10 protein-coding genes are annotated in these 21,998 nt (G+C 34.7%); all 10 read left to right on the top strand.

The features are described from left to right. Nucleotides 1–25: 25 nt before the first annotated feature. The 10 genes from J2W48_RS20485 (at nucleotide 26) to J2W48_RS20440 (ending at nucleotide 21,987) form a co-directional block, all read left to right on the top strand. Nucleotides 26–2,698 (top strand): beta-1,3-glucanase family protein, encoded by a 2,673-nt coding sequence (locus J2W48_RS20485; protein WP_310283747.1) that lies wholly within the window; start codon nucleotides 26–28, stop codon nucleotides 2,696–2,698. Nucleotides 2,699–2,807: 109 nt separating this feature from the next. Next, nucleotides 2,808–4,433 carry a glycosyl hydrolase family 18 protein gene (locus J2W48_RS20480; protein WP_310283744.1) on the top strand — a complete coding sequence of 542 codons (1,626 nt, stop codon included), beginning with the start codon at nucleotides 2,808–2,810 and terminating at the stop codon, nucleotides 4,431–4,433. Between the two features lie 378 nt (nucleotides 4,434–4,811). Next, the gene (locus J2W48_RS20475) at nucleotides 4,812–6,380 is read left to right on the top strand and encodes a hypothetical protein (protein WP_310283742.1); all 1,569 of its coding nucleotides are present in this window, start codon (nucleotides 4,812–4,814) and stop codon (nucleotides 6,378–6,380) included. Nucleotides 6,381–6,390: 10 nt separating this feature from the next. After that, entirely contained in the window at nucleotides 6,391–7,686 is a 1,296-nt protein-coding gene (locus J2W48_RS20470; protein WP_310283739.1) for an RICIN domain-containing protein, read from the top strand. 708 nt (nucleotides 7,687–8,394) lie between these two features. Beyond that, nucleotides 8,395–10,461: a fibronectin type III domain-containing protein gene (locus J2W48_RS20465; protein ID WP_310283737.1), complete on the top strand. Its 2,067-nt coding sequence runs from the start codon at nucleotides 8,395–8,397 to the stop codon at nucleotides 10,459–10,461. A gap of 4 nt (nucleotides 10,462–10,465) precedes the next feature. Next, nucleotides 10,466–15,550, top strand: coding sequence for a T9SS type A sorting domain-containing protein (locus tag J2W48_RS20460; RefSeq protein ID WP_310283736.1), 5,085 nt, complete (start codon nucleotides 10,466–10,468; stop codon nucleotides 15,548–15,550). 3 nt (nucleotides 15,551–15,553) lie between these two features. Continuing rightward, entirely contained in the window at nucleotides 15,554–18,664 is a 3,111-nt protein-coding gene (locus tag J2W48_RS20455) for a fibronectin type III domain-containing protein (protein ID WP_310283734.1), read from the top strand. A gap of 4 nt (nucleotides 18,665–18,668) precedes the next feature. Beyond that, a complete protein-coding gene (locus J2W48_RS20450; RefSeq protein ID WP_310283732.1) occupies nucleotides 18,669–19,163 on the top strand; it encodes a hypothetical protein in 495 nt (164 codons plus the stop codon). After that, the gene (locus J2W48_RS20445) at nucleotides 19,160–20,311 is read left to right on the top strand and encodes a hypothetical protein (RefSeq protein ID WP_310283731.1); all 1,152 of its coding nucleotides are present in this window, start codon (nucleotides 19,160–19,162) and stop codon (nucleotides 20,309–20,311) included. Before J2W48_RS20450 ends, J2W48_RS20445 begins: the two co-directional genes overlap by 4 nt. 617 nt (nucleotides 20,312–20,928) lie before the next feature. Continuing rightward, complete coding sequence (locus J2W48_RS20440; RefSeq protein ID WP_310283728.1) at nucleotides 20,929–21,987, top strand: hypothetical protein; 1,059 nt, start codon at nucleotides 20,929–20,931, stop codon at nucleotides 21,985–21,987. Nucleotides 21,988–21,998 lie beyond the last annotated feature (11 nt).

Below are 21,998 nucleotides of genomic sequence, written 5' to 3'. Positions count from 1 at the left end.
TACGTAACCCCAAAATTATCTAGATATGAATAAAATTAACCTCACAAAATTTTCTTTTCTGACAGCACTGTTTCTGGTGTTTTCAAATCTTATGTTCGGGCAGGGAGCTATTCCTTTCACGATCAGCAATACCTCTACATTTAATGATAACGAATTGTATGTAGCCATTGTTGGTATCGATTATACTACTGGTAATCATGTTTGGGTCAATGCCAAAACGAGTCAGGTTTTACCAATGAGCCCGTCTTATAATACCGTTACCGGACCAACAATTGGAGGCAATACCGGACCGGGGCAAAACTCAAAATATGCCAATTGTTTTACCAAATTAAGTGAGATTCCGAATAAGACTTTTACATTACCGCAAATTGCCGGATGCAGGGTTTTTATCGCCAAAGGACAGCAGCTGTATTTTTACTTTTTTGGTGCCAATGGAGCTCCTTCGGGGTATACTTCACCAAATCCGTTGAATGTTACAGATCCAAATCAGGGAATTTTATATGAAATCATTGAATTGACTAACAATCAATATGGTTTCTTTGGAAATCCATCGAGAGTAGATTCGTATAAATACCCAATGGGAATGGAACTGTTTGGTGCAAACGGCTATCAAAAAAGAGTAGGAGAATTAAAAAAACACGCTGATATTGTAGCAGCTTTCAAGGCCAATGTGCCATCAGAGTTTCAGGGTTGTGTAAATGATGCAACCGGCGAAATTACAGCACCTTCTAAAACGCCGGCTTTTGCAGATGGAACAGGAGGGACTTCTGTAGGGCCACATGCCAATTATTTAAAACCGTATATCGATGCAATCTGGAATAAATACAAAAATGAAGATTTGATATTTTATGCCGGAGATGCCGGAGTTTTTAAAGGACGTGTTATTGGAGAACAATTGGTAATGGTTGGACAATCCGGAGGTTTTACAGGCCGTACAGGAAGAGTTCAAAACCGACCAACAACTCAGGAAGCATTAGAAGGAAAAGGTGTTCTGGACAGAAGACAGGTTGACGGAGATCTGGATCTTGTGATTCAGGCACAATTAACTGCGGCCATCAACAGACATGTTGTAAACACTACAACTGCAAACCCGGGTCAGCAAAACTGGTACGATGCTTCGAAATATTATCAGGTAAATCCAACCAATCATTACTCAAAATTCTGGCATTTGCCGGGAATAAGTGTAGACAATCTGGCGTACGGATTTGCTTATGATGATGTGGCTGATCAGTCGCCATCGCTGCACACACCACAGCCAACAAAAGTAATTGCTGTTTTTGGAGGTTATGCAGGAACGGTTCCTTCTGTTCCCGCTACAACTGATGTCATTACGGTTTATAAAGATTGTAATTATACAGGATTCTCAGGAGGTTTGACTATTGGAGATTATAATCTGGCCCGCCTGAATACTTTAGGTGTTTTAAATGATGCTATTTCGTCACTTAAAGTAACACAGGGTTTTAAGGCGATTTTGTATCAGGACGATAATTTTACAGGAGCTTCAACAACTATTACTTCTGATAATACTTGTCTGAATGCAACGTGGAATGATAAAGTGACGTCTATCCGAATTTTGCCAAACGGAACAACCACTTTAGGAAACCAGACTTTCTTTTTACAAAACAGAAACAGTAATTTAAACCTGAATGTTTTGAATGCCAGTGTATCAAATGGAGCCAATGTAGTGCAGGGAACAGCAAATTCAAACGCAAATCAGAAATTTACATTTACGCATTTAGGAGACGGCTTGTATAAAATCATTGCCAATCACAGCGGTCAGTCATTAGACGTAAATAATTTCAATAAGGCTAACGGTGCCAATGTGGAGCAATATCCTTATAATGCAACTACAAACCAACAATTTATATTATTTTCAACAGGAGATGGATTTTATAAAATTGTTGCAAGACATAGTGGCAAATTGGTAGAAGTTGCAGGAGCAAGTACTACAAATGGGGCCAATGTGCAGCAATGGCAGGATAATGGACAAACTTGCGCACAATGGAAATTAGTTGCGGCAACAAGTTCGCAAACAGCTGTTTTAATTCAGGCCGAAGATTATTCTGCGATGAACGGAATTCAGGTTGAGGTTACTACAGATACTGGAGGAGGTTCAAATGTGGGTTATACCGAAACAGGCGACTGGCTGGCATACAACAGCATTAATTTTCCAACAACTGGTTCTTATTTAATCGAATACAGAGTTGCCAGTGGTGTAACAGGAGGTAAATTATCTTCAGATTTAAATGGCGGAACGATTGTTTTAGGAACAGTAAATATACCTAACACAGGAGGCTGGCAAAACTGGCAGACCGTTTCGCAAACCGTAAACGTAAATGCGGGAACATACAATTTTGGCATCTATATTCAAAATACAGGAATGAATATCAACTGGATAAGAATTACGAAAGTAGGTGCTGCTGCAACTGCAAAAACGGCTTCGACTCCAATTACAGAAGAAGAAACTGTAACAGAAACTCCATTAAATATTTATCCGAATCCGGTTGAAAGTACACTTTTCTTTACTACAGAAGTTTCAGGAAATGTGAGTATTGTAAATGCCCAGACAGGAGCTGCAGTTTTAGGACAAAAAATCAATAGCAACAGCGTGGATGTTTCACGTCTGAGAACTGGTGTTTACTTGATTGTTTTGGAAAAAGACGGACAAAAAACAGTAAAACGTTTCATTAAAAAATAGTTTTAAATGAGTTAAAGCCTTAAGTATTCTGATTGAAATTAGAATTGCTTGAGGCTTTTTAATTTTCCCCCAAAGTTTACAAATTTATTAATCTATTAAAAAAATTATTATGAAAAACAATTACAAAATGATCCGGTTAAGATGGATCTTAATTTTCGTTGTGGGTATTTTCAATTTGTCAATGGCCCAAAAAAAAGTAATCGCTTATATTCCGAACTGGATTGATCTGAATTCCTTTTCAACTACCATTCAGTACAGTAAATTAACCCACATCAATATTGCTTTTGAAAACCCGGATGCCAATGGATATCTGACATTCAACTCAGGATCGAATTCCATCATTAATGCAGCGCATGCACAAAACGTAAAAGTTTTTGTTTCCCTTGGCGGAGGGGCAATTTCTGAGGGAGGTGCCATTCGTGATAATTATTTTAATCTGATTAAGTCGGCAAACAGGACAGCTTTTATCCAAAAAATATACGATTATGTTGTAGCACACAATTTTGATGGTGTCGATGTTGATCTCGAAGGTCCGGCAATTAATGGTGATTACGGAGGATTTGTAATTGCTTTGGCTAATAAATTACACGCCAATGGAAAACAGATTACGGCTGCCCTTTCTGAAGGATATGGAGGTGCGAATGTACCAACTTCTACTTTTGCCGCTTATGACTGGATTAATATCATGGCATATGATGCTACGGGACCGTGGAATCCAGGAAATCCAGGACCACATTCGCCATACAGTATGGCAGTTAGTCAGTTTAACTACTGGACAGGAAGAGGGTTACCGGCAAGCAAAGCCATCATTGGATTACCGTTTTATGGATATGGTTTTGGAGCTGCAGCCAATCAGGGAATTTCTTTTGCTAATATTGTAGCGCAATACCCGGGGGCAGAAAATCAGGATCAGGTTGGAAACACGATTTATTATAACGGAATACCAACCATAAAAGCAAAAACAACATTTGCGATTCAAAACGCAGGCGGTGTTATGATTTGGGAATTATCACAGGATGCTGTAGGTACTAAATCTTTATTAACAGCAGTAAACCAGGTTATTACGGGAAGCCAGCCACCAGTAGGAACAGGAACTTTAATTCAGGCAGAAAACTACTCTTCTATGAGCGGTGTTCAAACCGAACCAACAACAGATATGGGTGGAGGATTGAACGTAGGGTATGCTGATACAGGCGACTGGATGGCGTATTTCAATATCAATTTTCCAACTTCTGGTAATTATGTGATCGAATACAGAGTGGCAAGTGCAGTTTCAGGCGCAAGATTATCATCCGATTTAAATGCAGGAACGATTCAGTTAGGTGCTGTTAATATTCCTAATACAGGAGGATGGCAAAATTGGCAGACAGTTTCCCAAACCGTAAATGTAAATGCAGGAACCTACAATTTCGGAATATACATTCAAAATTCAGGTGTGAATTTAAACTGGTTCCGAATCACAAAATCAGCATCTGCTCTGGCTGCAAAATCAACTTCCACAGAAAATATCGAAAGCCTGACTGTTTATCCAAGTCCGACAGAAAATGAACTTTTCTTTACTGCAGAAATTTCCGGGGCTCATGTGAGTATTATCAATTCTCAGGATGGTGCAACGGTTTCTTCGCAAAAAGCCAACAGCAACAGTATTAATGTTGCCGGTTTAAAAAGCGGAATTTATTTGATTTTGGTCGAAAAAGACGGAATAAAAACTGTGAGACGTTTTATTAAAAAATAAAATTTTTATAAAGAACTATTTCTTCATTAATAAGAAGGAATAGTTCTTTTAGTAGCCACAGATTCTAGGATTAAAAAGATTTTTGTTTCACGCAGATTTGGCAGATTTTTATTATTGTGATTGCGTCTAATTTGTCATTTCGACAAAGGAGAAATCACATCTTGTATTCGACAAAGTTTGCCTATTTCTTTGAGGAATTTCTAGTGTAATTCAATAATAAAAATAAGAATAAAATCTGCTTAATCTGCCAAATCTGCGAGAGAATTAAAACACAGCTATGCGTTTTATAATCAAAGTGAAATGCCTTTTAAGCGTACAAATCCTATGTTCTATGTGTTTAAAAAATATTAAAAAGTAACCCCAAACCTTAAATATTATATGAAAAAAGATTACAGATTTCGGTTAAGTTTATTTGTTTTTATTGCTTTTAGCAGTTTTGCCATAGCGCAGACCTCTTTAGGTTCAAGTAAAACCTTTATGAACACTTTAAAAAACGGACTTGCAACGGCAACCTCAAAAAGTGCTGGCGAAAAAACCGTTTTGCTTCAGGCGGAGAATAAGAACTTCAATGGAAAAATCAATTACACAGAATCAGATGTTTCAAGTGAGTTTTTGATTGGAGAAATTAAGAATGTTCCAGAATCGTCTTTTTACATTAAAGTGATGGACAAATCACTCGAAGGACATATCATTTTGAAGAGATCGAAAGAAGCGTACAAATATTACTCTGATGCAAGCGGAAATGCTTATGTTGCTAAAGTTGATATCAATACGTTGATTTGTCTGGATTATGAAAATGTTCCGGAAGGCACAAACAAAACAAGTAAAACAACAGCAGCAGCTGCAATTGCTCCGGCTTTGCTGAATTTGCAAAGTTTGCCAGGCGCAGCAGGTTGTGTATATTTAGATTTTGATGGTTATAATATGCCAGCCGGAAATCTTTGGAACAATGGTAACGCTATTAATGCAGCGCCATCCGGAATGAGCGATGCAGCCGTACAGCAACATTGGGAGGTAGTGGCAGAAGATTACAGGCCTTTTAACCTAAATGTTACAACAAGCGAGGCCGTTTTTAATTCATATCCAAGAAACAGAAGAATGCGTGTGGTGGTAACTCCAACCAATACAGCAGCCCCGGGGGCGGGAGGTGTTGCCTATATTGGTTCCTTCAATTGGGACAATGATGTGCCTTGCTGGGTATTTATTACTTCGGGTAAATCGGGTGGAGATGCCTCATCGCATGAAGTTGGTCATACTTTTGATCTGGGTCATGATGGACGAACCAATCCGGTTGAAGGATATTTTGTTGGTTTGGACGGAACTTCATGGGCGCCCATTATGGGTGCCGGGTATTACAGGCCAATTGTGCAGTGGAGTAAAGGTGAATACAATAATGCTAATAATAAACAGGACGATGTTGCTATCATTGCCAGTACAAAATTTGGCGTAGGATACAGAGGCGACGATTATGGAAATACAACAGCTTCTGCAGCAAATCTGGATTATAATGGAAGCGGTGTTATCAACCAGAAAAACGGAATTATTTCAAATGAAGCCGATTATGATTTCTTTACGTTTACAACAGGCGGAGGAAATGTTTCCATCAATGCAAATACAGTTTCAAGAGACGGAAATTTGCATCTTTTAATACGATTGTATAATTCTGCCGGAGCTGAAATGGGAACCTATTGGAATTCAGATCCATTTGCTTTGAACGCTTCTATGAATGTCAATCTTCCTGCCGGTAAATATTTTATAGGAGTTGACGGCAGCGGGGCAGGAAACGCAGGAAGCGGAGGCTATTCGGCGTATGGTTCTATCGGAAGTTATTCTATTACAGGAACCATTCCGCCAGGAGGAAATATTAGTCCTTCGACAGATGTGATTACGGTTTATAAAGATTGTAATTATACTGGCTTCTCTGGCGGATTAACGATTGGCGATTAATATGGCGCGTTTGAATTCTCTAGGGGTTTCAAACGATGCTATTTCTTCACTTCGAATTACTCAGGGTTTTCAGGCGATTTTATATCAGGATGATAACTTTACCGGAGCTTCAACCGTTATTAATTCTGATACTTCCTGTTTAAACGCAACATGGAATGATAAGGTAACTTCTATTAGAATAATTGCAAACGGAGTTACCACCTTAGGAAATCAAACTTTCTTTTTACAAAACAGAAACAGCGGTTTAAACATGGATGTTTGGAATGCAAGTTTGTCAAATGGGGCAAACATTGCACAGGGAAATGTAAATACAGGAAACAATCAGAAATATACATTCACGCATTTAGGGAATGGCTTGTATAAAATTACCGTTAATCATAGTGGACAATCTTTAGATGTCAATAATTTCAGTAAAGCCAATGGTGCCAATGTTGAACAATATCCCTATAACGGAACCACTAATCAGCAGTTTATTTTAGTAGCAACAGGTGATGGATTTTACAAAATTATTGCCAGACACAGCGGAAAAGTCGTTGAGGTTGCAGGAGCAAGCACCGTTAATGCTGCCAATGTGCAACAGTGGGATAATAACAACCAGACTTGTGGTCAGTGGAAATTAATTTCGACAACCGGAGCGCAAACGTCTACTTTAATTCAGGCCGAAGATTATGCAGCCATGAACGGAATTCAGACCGAAGCAACAACAGATACTGGCGGAGGTTTAAATGTTGCTTATACCGATACTGGGGACTGGATGGCGTATAACAATATCATTTTCCCGACAACGGGCTCTTATACTATAGAATACAGAGTGGCAAGTGCTGTTGCTGGTGCTAAAATATCGTCAGATTTAAATGGCGGAACGATTATTTTAGGCGAAGTTAGTATCCCCAACACTGGAGGATGGCAAAATTGGCAAACAATATCACAAACCGTAAATGTAAATGCCGGAACATATAGCTTTGGAATCTATATTCAAACCAGTGCCGTAAATATCAACTGGTTCAGAATTACCAGGGTTGGTGCAGCAGCTGCTATACCTGAAATTGCAGCAAGTATTACTGATGAAGTGGGTAAAGATATCGCATTCAATATATATCCAAATCCGGTTTTGAATACACTTTTCTTTACAGCAGATATAACCGGAGGAAATATTAGTGTTATAGATAGCCGTAATGGTGGTTTGGTTGCAACGCAAAAAGTTAGTGATAATAGTCTGGATGTTTCGAATTTGAAAACAGGGGTTTATCTGATTGTTTTTGATAAGGACGGTAAACGAATAGTGAAGCGGTTTATCAAGAAATAAATACGCTGCTCTAAAATGAAGATGTTAGTTTAGGAGGGGCTGGAAAGTCCCTCTTTTTTTTGGTCTCTGTTCAGCTTTAAAATCCGGTAATTTATTACAGTACTTTAGTTATGCAAAAAACATAAAACATTAGCTTTTAAATTGACTCACTATTATTTTTTAAAATTTTATTGGTCTCAGATATAGTTTAAAACTATGTACTTTAGTACATTTTGCTTTAGCTTCTAAAAATAGTTTAGCCACAAATTACACAAATTACACAAATTTACACAAATTAAATTGGCGCTAATTTGTGTAATTTGTGGTTAACAAATAAGTGCTACTACCTTTTGCAGACTTTCAGTCTGCTAACATAATCCTATGGGCTTTCAGTCCATAGTGGTTTAGTTCAGTTTTAAAATAGAGAGACTTTCAGTCTTTCGTAAAACCAAAAAACCTCTGCACTTTTCAGTGCAGGATGAGTTAAGATTCTTAATTCGTTTCTGATACAATTAAAGGACAAGCCAGCCAACATTGCTTAAAAATTTAGTTGCTATGTTAGGCATATACATAAAACAGCAGTTATTTGATCATGAGAATGACTTGTGTAATTGGTATGTAAAATTTGGAATGCATTTTGACAAAATAAATATTAACAAATTATAGTTGTCAGTTCATATAAAGTATTATTTTTGCGCTTTTTTAACACGGAAATAAGTACACAATTTAATGCCAAAAATTAGACTCCTTTTTTTACTTCTTTTATCTATATCACTGGGTTTTTCACAAAACAAGCAGGCTACAGTCATGGTGAATGCCAGAGCCCAGAAAGATAAAATTTTGATTCGCTGGGCTGTTAATTCGCCGAGTGAATGGCAAAAAGCAAATAAAAAAGGATTTATAATTACCAGAACCACCCTTTTACGTGATGGTATTGTTTTATCAAAACCTGAAAAAACACTTCTAACACCAAAACCATTACTTCCGGAGCCTTTGGATTCCTGGATGGATTTGGTGCAAAAAGACAATAATGCAGCAATCATAGCGCAATCTATTTATGGAGAAAGTTTTGAGGTAACTTCCGCTAAAGAAGGAGATTTGTCAAAAATAATCAATATGGCAGATGAACTGGATCAGCGCTATACATTTGCTTTATACGCTGCTGATATGAGTTTTAGCGGAGCACTAAAAGCAGGTTGGGGATTTGTAGACACAAATGTAAAGAAAAATGAAGTCTATGCTTATCAGGTAAGTGTTTTCGAAAGCCCAGAGGTAAAAGAATCATCCTATATGATTGGTTTAAAAGATTACAGTATACTTCCGGCTCCAACAGATTTTATTGCTATTCCTGATGATAAGAAAGTATTGCTTTCCTGGGATTACGAAACCTTTAAAAGAATTTATACCTCCTATATGGTCGAAAAATCTTCTGACGGGATTAATTTCAGCCCAATAGCGACTACACCCTTAGTAAACCTGAATGATAAAGACGAGCATCCGTCTAAAATTATGTATTATATTGATACGCTTAGCGTAAATGACAAGGTGTATCAATATAGATTATACGGTATAAGCGCATTTGGAGAAAAAGGAGAAACTACAAAACCAATTACTGCAACAGGAACAGCTGCCATTGTTACCGCAGCAAGGCTGACAGATTATACTATTATTAATTCAAACGAAGTTAATCTGGAATGGGATTATCCTGCAGCCTCAGAAGGTTTTATTCAGGGATATGAAATTAATTTAGCAGATAATGACAAAGGTCCCTATAAAGTTGTTTCTAAAATTATCCCGCCATCTCAGAGAAAACTCAATTACAAAGAAAATTTATTTCCATCCAATTATTTTACCATATCTGTAGTTGGTAAAAATAACCAGCGTTTGACATCTCAGAGTATGCTGGTTCAGCCTGTGGATTCTATACCACCGGCAAAACCAACAGGACTTGAAGGCGTAATTGATAGTCTTGGTGTTGTTAAATTAAAGTGGAAACCCAACCAGGAAAAAGATTTGCGAGGTTATAGAATTTTGAAAGCAAATAATACAGGTGAGGAGTTTGTCGATATTTATCATCAATCGTATGTGGGTAATAACTATAAGGACAGCGTGAGCCTCAAGATGACCAATAGCAAAGTGTATTACAGAATTGCTGCCGAAGATATGCGATTTAATATTTCAGACCCATCCGATATTTTGGTTTTGGATAAACCGGATAAAATCCCGCCGGCAGCGCCTATTTTCAAAGATTATGATAATAAAGACGGCAAAGTACATCTAAAATGGATACGCAGTTATAGCGAAGATGTAGTAGGATATAGCCTAAGAAGGAGAGAGAAAGGCCAGGAAAAGTGGCAGGAGATTAAACAGATAAACGATACTATTCAGGAATTTACGGATGATAAAGTAGAGAACAAGAAAACATATCAATATGCTATTTTGGCTAAGGATAAAAGTAATCTTTGGTCATCCTTAGATCATTCTACGATAACGGTACAAGTTTTAGATTTTACACCAGTTAAAATAATTACATTTTTGCAAGGAGTGCCGGACAGGGAAAACAAAAAAATAATCCTGACATGGAGCTATGCTAAAAACAAAGGTAAAATTACGGGTTTGAGTATTTATAAAAATATAAAAGGAACACCACCAACTTTATGGAGAGAATTAAGGGGTGATGTTTTTACTTTAGAAGACAAGAATTTAAAAATTAATCAGGAACTCGAATATCATTTCATTCCTAATTTAGAAAGCGATAGTCCTGCAAAAGCAGAAACTTTAACAGTTATATATTAAGCCTATGAAGAAGATTTACTTATTGCTAATTTTATTGGTTTCTGGATTTGGGTATTCTCAAGGACCACAGTATGTTGTGAAAATTTCGAATCTTAATTATTCAATTAACAAAGGCGTTAAAAATAATACAAGTTCTAATATTAGGATAACAGTCCGTTTTAAAGATGGATCAAGTGAAAATCTTTATTATAGAGATATTCGTAATAACGGTGACAAAGAAGTGAATTTAGATGTAGCCTCTATTACCAGAACTTCGAAACCCGTTTCTATAGATTGTCACGCTTATGTAAATTTTAGAACAGGATCAGATGCAAACAGTACAATATCAAGAAATATAGATGCATTTTGCCCTTCGGGTAACTTTGACGGATCTTATTCGCCAAGGATGTCACACATAACATTCAATTACAGAATTGAGCCTAAATTTTATATTACCCGTACAGGAGATAATTTTTTGCCAACGCATGCAAAGAGAACAATGACCGCCACACCAGGTTATGATAATCACTATTACAGATGGCAATATTCCCTAATGCCAAATGCAACGGCAACACAATGGACAGATTTATCACAATATAATTCTTTACCAAGTATTACTGTCGATGCAGTTGATATTTTGGGTGCGGCTACTGGAGCCAATATTGGTAAGAACATTTATTTTAGAATAAAACCGTGTATAGAAACAGCAGGAATAAGTACAGGAATAGGTTATTCAATACGTGTATCTGCTCCAAATGTTCTGTCTTTTGTCCCATTGCAGCCTAAATGTACAGATACTGATGATGGAGGTGTAAAACTTGTTTTTAACAGGACGCTATTCTCCGGTGAACAATTAAATTATACTTTAATTGATGCTGATACTGGTATGCCTGCCAAATACAATGGCGAATTAACAATAGGTGTAGATAAAACGTATACACTAAGCGGTTTACGTGGAGGAAAATATATTTTACAATTAATAGGGTTTAAAGATGGATTAAATACTGCTGTTGAGACAGATATATTTGTTCTTACAACTTTTACAATAGCATCTCCACCCATATTAGACTTTACATTAAATGCAACAGATGTACAATGTTATAATGCAGGTGATGGAACTATAACCATTACTCCAACTGGAGGTACCCGTAATGTATTAGGTAGTGATTATTATACATTAGATGATGGAGTAAACTGGATTGCTTTTCCAAATAACAAGCCACACACTATTAGCGGTTTGTCACCCGGGACCTACAAAGTAAAAATAAAAGACATGAATGATTGTATTGCCAAAATACAAGTCTTGGGTAATGATGGAAAGATTAAACTTGGTGAGGATTTAATTTTAGAAAAAACAATCTCACAACCGGTATTACCTTTAGCACTCAATTATACATTAAAAAAAGACCCCACTTTTTTCGGAGGAGCTAACGGAAAAATTGTAGCTGCAATAACCGGTGGTACTATCAATGAGGATAAAACGTATGATTTTGAATGGAAAAACAGTAATGGTATAGTTTTACCGGCAACAGCCCAGTATAATGCTGCTGATAAAACTTATAATATTACCTTAGAAAATGTTCCTGATGGAGAATATAAACTAACTGTAAAAGATAAAAATTACAAGAATGCCACAAATAAAGCAGGTTGTTCTATTATCGAATCATCGCAAATCTTAACCCAGCCTGATCCAATTATTATTGTTTTAGCAGAGACACAAGCTATTTCCTGTAACACTGAGAATTTAGAATCAGATGAAAATAAATTCTCAGACGGAATTTTAAAAGCGACAGTAAGTGGTGGTGTTCCGTTTGTGGCACCAGCAAATAACGGTTTACCCTATAAATTTATTTGGTCAAAATACAATACTGATACAAGTTCATGGGAAAAATTAACAGATTATACAACGGCTACTGCTGGTAATCTTGGAAAAGGAGATTATTCGCTAAATGTTGAAGATGCAAACGGAATAGTACAGGGAATTTATAGTACGACCCAAATAATAAATGAAACCCCTGCCACAAAAGAAATCGCAGAACCTGCGAAATTGGAATTGTCCTTTACCTCCGGAAATGTTTCCTGTAATCAGGGCAATAATGGCTGGGCTATTGCAGCTGTTACGGGAGGAGCGGCCCCTTATACCTACACCTGGTATAATACAGGTGAAGGAATTATTGATGAAAACAAAATAGATCAGCTAACAGCTGGCGAATATACTATTGAAGTTACAGACGATAAAGGATGTTTTGTAAAAGGCAGTATAATTATTCAGGAGCCAAGCGAAGAAGTAAAAATCGAGTACGAAGAAATTTATACACCCACTTTTTCAGGAGCGACTAACGGAAGAATTATAGCCAGGATAACAGGAGGAACATCAAATGATGATCAATCTTATAATTATGTGTGGAAAAATTCAAAAGGAATTTTGCAAACGACCACTGCTGAAATGAAAGATGGAATTTATACCATTACCCTAAATGGTGTTCCGGCCGATGATTATTTTTTAAACATTAAGGATAAAAACTATAACGAAGCAACCAATCAAATTATTAATTGTTCCGTATTAGAGTCAAAAGTAACACTGAATGAACCTGATCCTTTAAAAATTGTTTTTGAAATCGTTCGTACTATTTCCTGTAATACCAATAACGAATTCGGAAATGATACAGATACAACACCAAATGACGGTCAGCGTGATGAATCTCAAGATGGTATTTTAACAGCTCATGTTTCTGGCGGAACCCCGCTGCCATCCTCGGCAAATAATGGATTGCCGTATTATTTTTATTGGAAAAAACAGCAGGCAGATGGTTCCTGGAGAGCTTTGCCTGATATTCTGGGCGAGACAGCTTCGGACCTTTCTCACGGAAATTATGCCCTGAATGTAAAAGACAGAAACGGAATCATGTTAGGGACTTACGTCAACAATGTACTCACACAGGAAATTGACGTTACCCAATTGATGCAGGAACCTCCAAAACTATTCGTAACCATTACCCATGGCGATGTTTTTTGCAATGGGGGCAATGACGGCTGGGCTACAGCAAATGTATTGGGCGGAACGCCTCCGTATGATTATAAATGGTCTAATGAAGTGGAAATTGATCAAAATACGGTTTTAAAAGCAGGCGAATATTGGGTATTTATTACTGATGCCAAAGGATGTACAACGCAGGAAAGTGTTACAATTTTGCAGCCTCCAACACCACTTGCCATTAAATATACTGAAGTTCTTAACCCTGGTTTTTACAAAGCTACCAATGGAAAAATTGTGGTTGAGGTTACCGGTGGAACTATTTTTACGGACAATACATATTGGTTTGAATGGAAAAACAGTAAAGGAATACTGCAAACGGCAGCAACAACCCATTTCAGTAATGGAGTTTATACAATCTCTTTAAACGGGCTTCCGGAGGAAATGTATAGCTTAACGGTTCGTGATGCTAATTATAATCCTGCAGCAAATAAAACAAGTTGTACCGTGGCAAATTCTGTTACAGCTTTAGACGACCCGGATCCGCTTGAAGTTACTTTTGAAGTAGTTCGTACTATTTCTTGTAATGTGAATAATGAATTTGGAAATGAGACCGATGCTAACCCGTTAGACAACCAAAGAGATGAATCGCAGGATGGTATTTTAGTCGCTCATGTCAAGGGTGGAATTCAGCTGCAGGCAGATCAAAATAACGGATTGCCTTATTTCTATACCTGGAAAAAACAACAAAAAAATGGTTCGTGGGCACTTTGGAATGATCAGGATGAAACAGCTGAGAATTTATCTGATGGAACGTATGCGCTGAATATTGAAGATGCCAATGGAATAAAACTGGGAACGTATGTCAACAATGTTTTGGCTAAGGAAAATGATGTTACACACTATATGCCCGAACCGGAAAAACTAAATTTGACTTTTACAAAAATGAATGCCAGTTGTGACAATGGAGATGACGGATGGGCAGAAGCGCATGTTTCCGGTGGAACTCCACCCTATACCTATGAGTGGACAAATGGAGAAACAACACCAAAAATAGAAAACATCACGACAAACAATTACTTTGTAATCGCAACCGATGCCAAAGGCTGTGTGGTACAGGGAAGTATTTTTGTTGGTGATCCAAAAGGAATATTTACTACCGAAACAGTCAAAAATCCTATTTGTTATAAAGGTAATGACGCCTCAATACAATTAAATGTTACCGGTGGAAACTTGCCTTACAGTTATGTATGGAACACGGGAGCCGTGACCAAAGATGTAAACAATCTTACAGCCGGGAATTACGAAGTAACCATTACCTGTCCGGATTGTTGTGTGTATAAAAAGAAATTTGTCGTGAAAGACCCGGAACCCGTTATTGTTGCCATTGGGCCGGACAGAACCCTATGCAATGATCAAACTCTGGATTTAGACGCGACAATTGCAGATCCAAAAGCACAATACAGCTGGACTTCTACAAACGGATTTACCTCAGATGAAGCAAAAGTAAATGTATCAAAAGCCGGAACCTATCGGGTAAAGGTAACGTCAGGCTTAGGTTGTATTGGCGAGGACGAAATTGTGATAAAAACAAGTCAGGCCGTAATTAGTTCAGAGTTCCTATTGAGCTCTCAGGCTTATTTGGATGAAGAAGTAATTCTGATTAATACCAGTAATCCATTTGGCGAAGGTACTAACTGGATCATCCCAAAAGGAGTAAAAATTGTAGAGCAGAAAGAAAAATACATCACCTTAAAGTTTGAGACAAAAGGTGTTTATTCAATTGGTTTACAGCAAACGCAGGGAGAGTGTTATGCGACATACACTAAAAATATTACAGTAGAGCAACGAAGTACATTACCTAATACAGGTACTCTATCACAATTCATTATAGATTTTATTGTAACCCCAAATCCGAGTAATGGTAATTTTAAAGCACTTGTAACATTGGAAAATGATAGTGACATCAACTTAAGACTATTCTCGACAACCGGGCAAAATACCATGATTCAGAAAAAAGAATCCGGAAAGAAGAAGTATGAAATAGATTTTCAGACCACATTAGAATCCGGAATGTATGTTTTAGTATTAGAAACAGGACAGCAAACATTGGTTAAAAAAATCATCATCTACTAAAAAATGAAGAACTTTTACAAAAATATAATTCTATTTATTTTATTCCCCCTTTGGGGGCTAGGAGGCTTTGGTTGTGGGGCATACGCCCAATTATATCCGGTGCAGTTAACACCAGTTTTTAATAGTCCGTATAGTGTCAAAATATCGGATTATGCCACCAGCATGGATACTAAAATGCAGTTGCTGGTCAATCCTACAGATATCTCTATATCGCAAAGGCAGGTACGCCTGAAATTGTACATACAAGGTAACGGACTTAACATACAAAGCAGCGATTTTATACAAGGACAGCGGCCAATTTTTATAAATGGCGGTGAATTGCAAACGCTGACCAATACTGATATTGCGGCACTTTTCAGGTTAGAAAACCTGCAGGGAATTTCTCCCGCACAATATGCCAATGGATTATCTGAAGGTATGTATAGCTTTTGTTTTGAGATGTACGATTTTGTGACTAACCAGAAGATTTCACAAAAAAGCTGTGCCAGTTTATACCTGATCTTAAACGATCCGCCGATATTAAATACACCACAGCGAAACGAACAAATTGCGGCAACAGAATTTCCGAATATTTTATTTACCTGGACACCGCGTCAGAGAAATGCAACCAATGTATCGTATAAATTTGAGTTAAAACAGCTTTTCGATCCTACTTTAGATCCTCAGTTTGCCTTTCAAATGTCTCCTGTTTTATATGAGGAAACCCTTTTTGGAACGGCTTTGCTGTATAATGTAAGCATGCCTATTCTTACTCCTGGATTGCGTTATGCGTGGCGTGTAAAAGCGATTTCTACGACAGGGCTTTCAGAAAATGCTGTTTTTAAAAATGACGGATATAGTGAGATATATTCGTTTAAATATACCGCTTCCTGCGCTGCGCCAACTTTTTTATTAAGCGAATCCCAGAGTTCTAAAAGTGTAAAAATTACCTGGGAAGGAGTACCGGAACATACCCGCTATCAGGTACAATATAAAAAACAGGATGTTCGCAATGCACAATGGTTCTCGACCAATAGTTTAAATACACAAAGCTTAATTACCAATTTAGAGCCGGGAGTTACCTATCAGTTTAGGGTTGGGTCAAGCTGTGATCCCGCAGCCGAAGGTGTTCAGTCGTTTACGTATTCCGGAATAAGTATTTTTACCATACCAACAGAAACCAATGGAGTTTCAGGTTATAATTGCGGCATTATTCCTAAAGTTAATATTCAAAATCAAACTCCTATAGTTAATCTACTGATAGGAGAAATATTTACAGCAGGCGATTTTCCAGTTAGAATTACGGATCTTACAGGAAGTGGCGATCAATATTCGGGAAGAGGTGTTGTTGATGTTCCATATTTAGAAAACTTAAAATTAAGTGTTCTTTTTGATAACATTACAATAAATACAAATTATCAATTAATCCGAGGTGTCGTGGAGACGGCTTATGACTCTAGTTGGAAAAATGTAATAACAATTGATCCCCTGATAGAAGAAATTTTTGGACCACAATCAGGTTCTAAAGATATAACTGATGTAAATATAGATAGTTCAACGGATGGTAATAATGATTCTGAAAATACGGATGAACCTAATGGTACTGATGCAGGAACAATTAATACTGATACGAATCCAAAAGGTACTGGGGAGCCAACAGATACAGAAAATCCTAATGCTGATGCAGGTTCAGGAACTGAACCTGCAATTACTGAAAATAATTCGGGAAGTACTACTGATAATAATAGTAATGAGACATCAGGAAAAGGTTATTTTATAGAATATAAAAATAAAAAATACTATACAGGAGATAAAATACAAATTCCTTTTAACAGGAATGGATTAATTTCTCATCGCTTTCGGATGAAGGAATTAGAAAAAGAAACTAACGTAAAATATGAATTAAGTTATCAGAGTGAACAAGGTGTTCGATTTGAGAATGTTGGTGGAAACAATTATTTAAAGAAAATTGAGTCTAAAGATGTAGCAGATTTTGAGTTTAGTTTTGATAATGCTTTGAAATATCAATTAAAATCAATTGCAGATATAGAAAAAAAACCTAGCTTATTAAATGAAATTAATTTGGTAGTTAAGCCTTTTAAAATCACATCTTTAAAAGCAATCGACAGTTCTAATACAAATAGAGTTGCAGTAAATGGACAAACTTTGTATTATATTAATAAAACCACAATGTCAAAAGAGTCTAAGAAAACAAAATTTGAAATTTCTTTTACTCCAAATTTACCAATTGATGAAATTCCAAAAAAATCAATTAAATGGAAGTTTAATGATACTTATTATGAAAAAAAGGATGGAATGAAATCATTAAGCTATATTGTTAATGAGAGTAAAAATATCGATGTCAATGTTATTTCTGGTTACCCAACTGAAAGTAATAATAGTGTTAATGTAAAATGGGTTGATGAAGGTTTTAAAAAACATAATTTAAAATTTGATGCTGGTTTTGATTTAATGGATAAATTGAAAGAATTAGCACAAAAACTTGGAGTTCCGGTTTATCAGGAAAAGGGTAAATATGCAACAGATAATAAATTTAGTGTTTTGGCCGATGCTGCATATACTACAGAATTCAGAAACAAAGCAGATTTAAAGTCTAGATTAGTTTACGAAGAAAAAAAAGAAATATTTAGCGCAACAGTTGGTGTAAAAGGATCATTTGAAAAAGGTATTCCATCGCTATCATTACCTACTGTTAAGAAGACATACTTAGGAGAGGATTTTGAATTTTCGTTGGGAATATATTTCTTTATTGAGGGAACAAGTATAGGACAGATTGGTCATACAAAGTATACTGAAAATTGGATAGAAGAAGGACAAAAAAGAAACAGAACTTATAAAGAGATTGGGAATCCATCTAAAGTTATAATTAGTGCCAAAATAGGATTAGACCCTAGAGTATCATTTAAAGCATCAGATTATGTAAGTGCAAAAGTATCTGGAAAATCATTTGCTGAAGCCCAATTGTATATAGCGGACTTATATAAAAACGAATTCTATTCTCCAATATTAACTGAAGGTTTTAAATTAAAATGTACACCAGTTGCTTTTATAAAAATTTGGAAATTTAGTTATGATTGCCAGTGGGATGAATATGAATATCAAGTAAAATGGTAAAGTTATGAAAAGTATAATACGAATCTTTTTAGTGTGTGCTATTATTTGCAATATAATAATATCAATAACTATAACTATTGGAAGTATTTTTTCTAGTAGTTATTTTAATGAATATGAAAATCTAAAGAGTTTTAAAAATAAAAAATTATATATGATTGATGATTTTTTATTAATAAAAAGAGTTTCTCAAGATACAGGAACAGGTGAAGGAATGAGATTGTCTTTTATTGTTGAAGGCACAGTATTAAGTGATAATTCTAAAATAAAATTAAGAGCAACTAAGTTAGAATATCTTAAATCAAATTTAAATAAACAGCCTATATATAAAAGTAAGTTGACTGGTGATTTTTTTTTTAAGGATGCTCCTGAGGAATATTATAATTCTCAAATTAATTCTTTTTATCTAAATCTTTATTTTAAAATTTCTTTTTATATAATAATTGGATTAATAATATATCTAACAATAAACTACTTAAAAAACCGAAAATATAGAATATGAAACATTTTTTATCAACCTTATTGATTTTTATAGGTATTATTACACGATCTCAAAATGTGTTTGAGTATAGTATTAATAGTAAATTGGAATTTAAAGTTTATTCTGAAAATGAAAATATACTACATAAAATAACTAGTCCTAAAGATTTTAAACAAGACACTCCGGAGAGCTTGGCAAATAGCTTTTTTTTTGCTACTTCAAATGACATTTTGTTAAGTTTATATTTAGATAAAGAAAAATATCAATTGCAAGATGATTCTGAATTTGATATTATAAAAAAGACTCCTTCAGCCGATGTATACATGCAATTACTACATAAAACAAATTATGAATTTGAAGGAAATGAAATGGCATATGTTATGTTTATTGTTAGGATAAAAGACGTAAAATTTCCATTTCCTACTCTACTTTCTTTAATTAAAAAGGGAAATAAATGGTTTATTGATAAAAGAGCCAATCAGCAAAAACTAACTGATTGCTTAATGATGTTTAAACCATGTGTATTATCAAATTTAGTAGAAGGTGTAAGCTCTGATAATGATATTGAAAATTTGATATCTAAAACAAAATCAAGTGAGGGAAATTTAGATTTTACAAAGCTTTTTGATGAGTTAGTAATAATTCAGGAAAACAAAAGTATGTCTAATAAATTAACGATGTCTCAAAATTTAGATTGCAAATCTGTGAATTTTAAAAGCATTGTAAGTGGTAAAAATTATTTGACGGGAATTTTTAAAAATGCAAGTGTTAAGTTATTCGATAAACAAGATAAAAATATAATTTCTCAAATAAAAAAGAATAATGATTCAATAGTTTTGAAAAGTAGACTGGATTTTGATTTTGAAAATAAAAATTATACTGTAATAAAATATAATAAGTTTAAAGCAAATGGAGATATAATAACTGAATCTATTCGTCTGGATAAAAACATAGATATAGGAGGTCCAGCTAAAGAAATTATGTTTTTGTTCGAAAATTTGAAAACTAACATTTTTTCAGATTTAATGCCTAGTATGAATAAGACACCGATTATGGATAGTGAATTGTATAAAAGCACTAGAGGGGTATATGACGTTTTAAATATTACGAAATTATATGATTTATTTAAGACTGATAGAAAACTCTTTGCAGTCTATCTAGATAAGTAATTTAATGATGAAAAGTAAATTGGTCTTTATAATTGGAATGGGCACGGATTGCAAATCCGCACTATCGGGGATAATGGGATCTAGTAATTTAGCTCAATATAACTATCGAGGAGGAGTTTTATCGCAATGGATTCTACAACATCAATATGGGTATAAACCTTTTAATGACTATTTAACCTATGTTGTAAAAATGAAAAAAGTATGGAAAAAATAAAAGAAATATTTAGACATTTTTTATTGTCAGAACTTATATCAATATTAATTGCATTAATATTTGGCTTTTTTTTAATTGGTAAGGATCCACTATGGTTATTCTTTTTTATTCTTGGCTCTTATATTTTTTATATATCTAAATGGAATTTATTTTTATCTTTTATTTTCTATTATATAAACGAAAACATAACAAAGATAATTTCATTGATTAGTATTCTTATATTACTGTTAATCACTATATATTTATTTTCTTATAGAGATTATTATCAGAGTCTTTCACTGGATAAATATCCTAATTCATTTATGAGAGAAAATATAGATAATGTGTTAATTTTTTTGAGTTTAATTATAAATCAGTTATCAGTAAAGTTTTACTATATATTTTGGGAGAAAATGAAGAAAACATGAAAAAAATAATTTATACACTAGTACTGATTTTTAGCATTACTTGTTCATGGGGACAATTGAAAACCAACGTTTTAAGTAGAGATTCTATTTTGCATTTATTTCAAAAATTGCCACCATTAGATGTGCAGGAAATAATTATGAATACAAATTATCAATATTTAGATTTTAAATCCTTATACCATGACAAAGAATTAAAAAGATATTTTTTAAAATGTTTAGATCAGAAAACATATTTTGATAGTGAAATAAATAAAGAAATTATAAATTATAAAGAAATTATTAATAATCCTGAAAGATTAAAAAGTGAGATACGAATCTATTTAAATGAAAGAAAGCGTACTAATCAAATAGATTCAATTTTAAATTCGCCTCTATTAGTATTAAAATTTAAAGATAGTATAATCGTTAATAAAATTCTTTTTAAAAAGAAGGTAAGAAATTTTAAAAATTATTTCCCTCCTACTCAACTTTTAGTATTGTTAAAATATCCGGAAGTTTATAATACAATAAAAAAATGGAGCATTCAAGACACTAAACAAGATTTTTTTAATGAGTTATTAAGTTTTAATGATCCTGATGCACAAAAGATTTATGATGCGAGAGTAAAGGAATTTATAAGATCAAATGGAGAATCCGAAAATTTTGCAAAAATTAATCTTCCTATATATGCAGTTGGAACATCGTTTACTTATAAAAAAGCTATTGATTTGTTAAAAATAAGTAAGCAGATTGAGCCAATGGCTACACATATACAAACTAGTGAAGGCTCTATCAAATCAAATGAATATATTACCTATAATTGTTATTTAGCTAAGATTTTAGTAAGAAAAATAATTTACAAGAAAATAAAAATGGAAGATTATTTTTTGAAAAAAATAGCAATAATTAACGAAGGTGTAGATGATAATGGCATTTGCAATTTCTATATAGAAAACATTTCAGCTATTAAAAAAGCAACCAATGTTCTAGTAAGTGAAGTTGAAAAAGGCGAAGAATATTGGATGAGAAATATGCCCCGCTCCCGCACGAATCCTTTCGTGTGGTGGTCTTATTAATACAATTATTC

This window comes from Flavobacterium piscis (assembly GCF_031457575.1).
Lineage (GTDB): Bacteria > Bacteroidota > Bacteroidia > Flavobacteriales > Flavobacteriaceae > Flavobacterium > Flavobacterium piscis_A.
The sequence above is the reverse complement of the archived record's forward strand: the minus strand, read 5'-3'. Positions and strand labels throughout refer to the sequence as shown.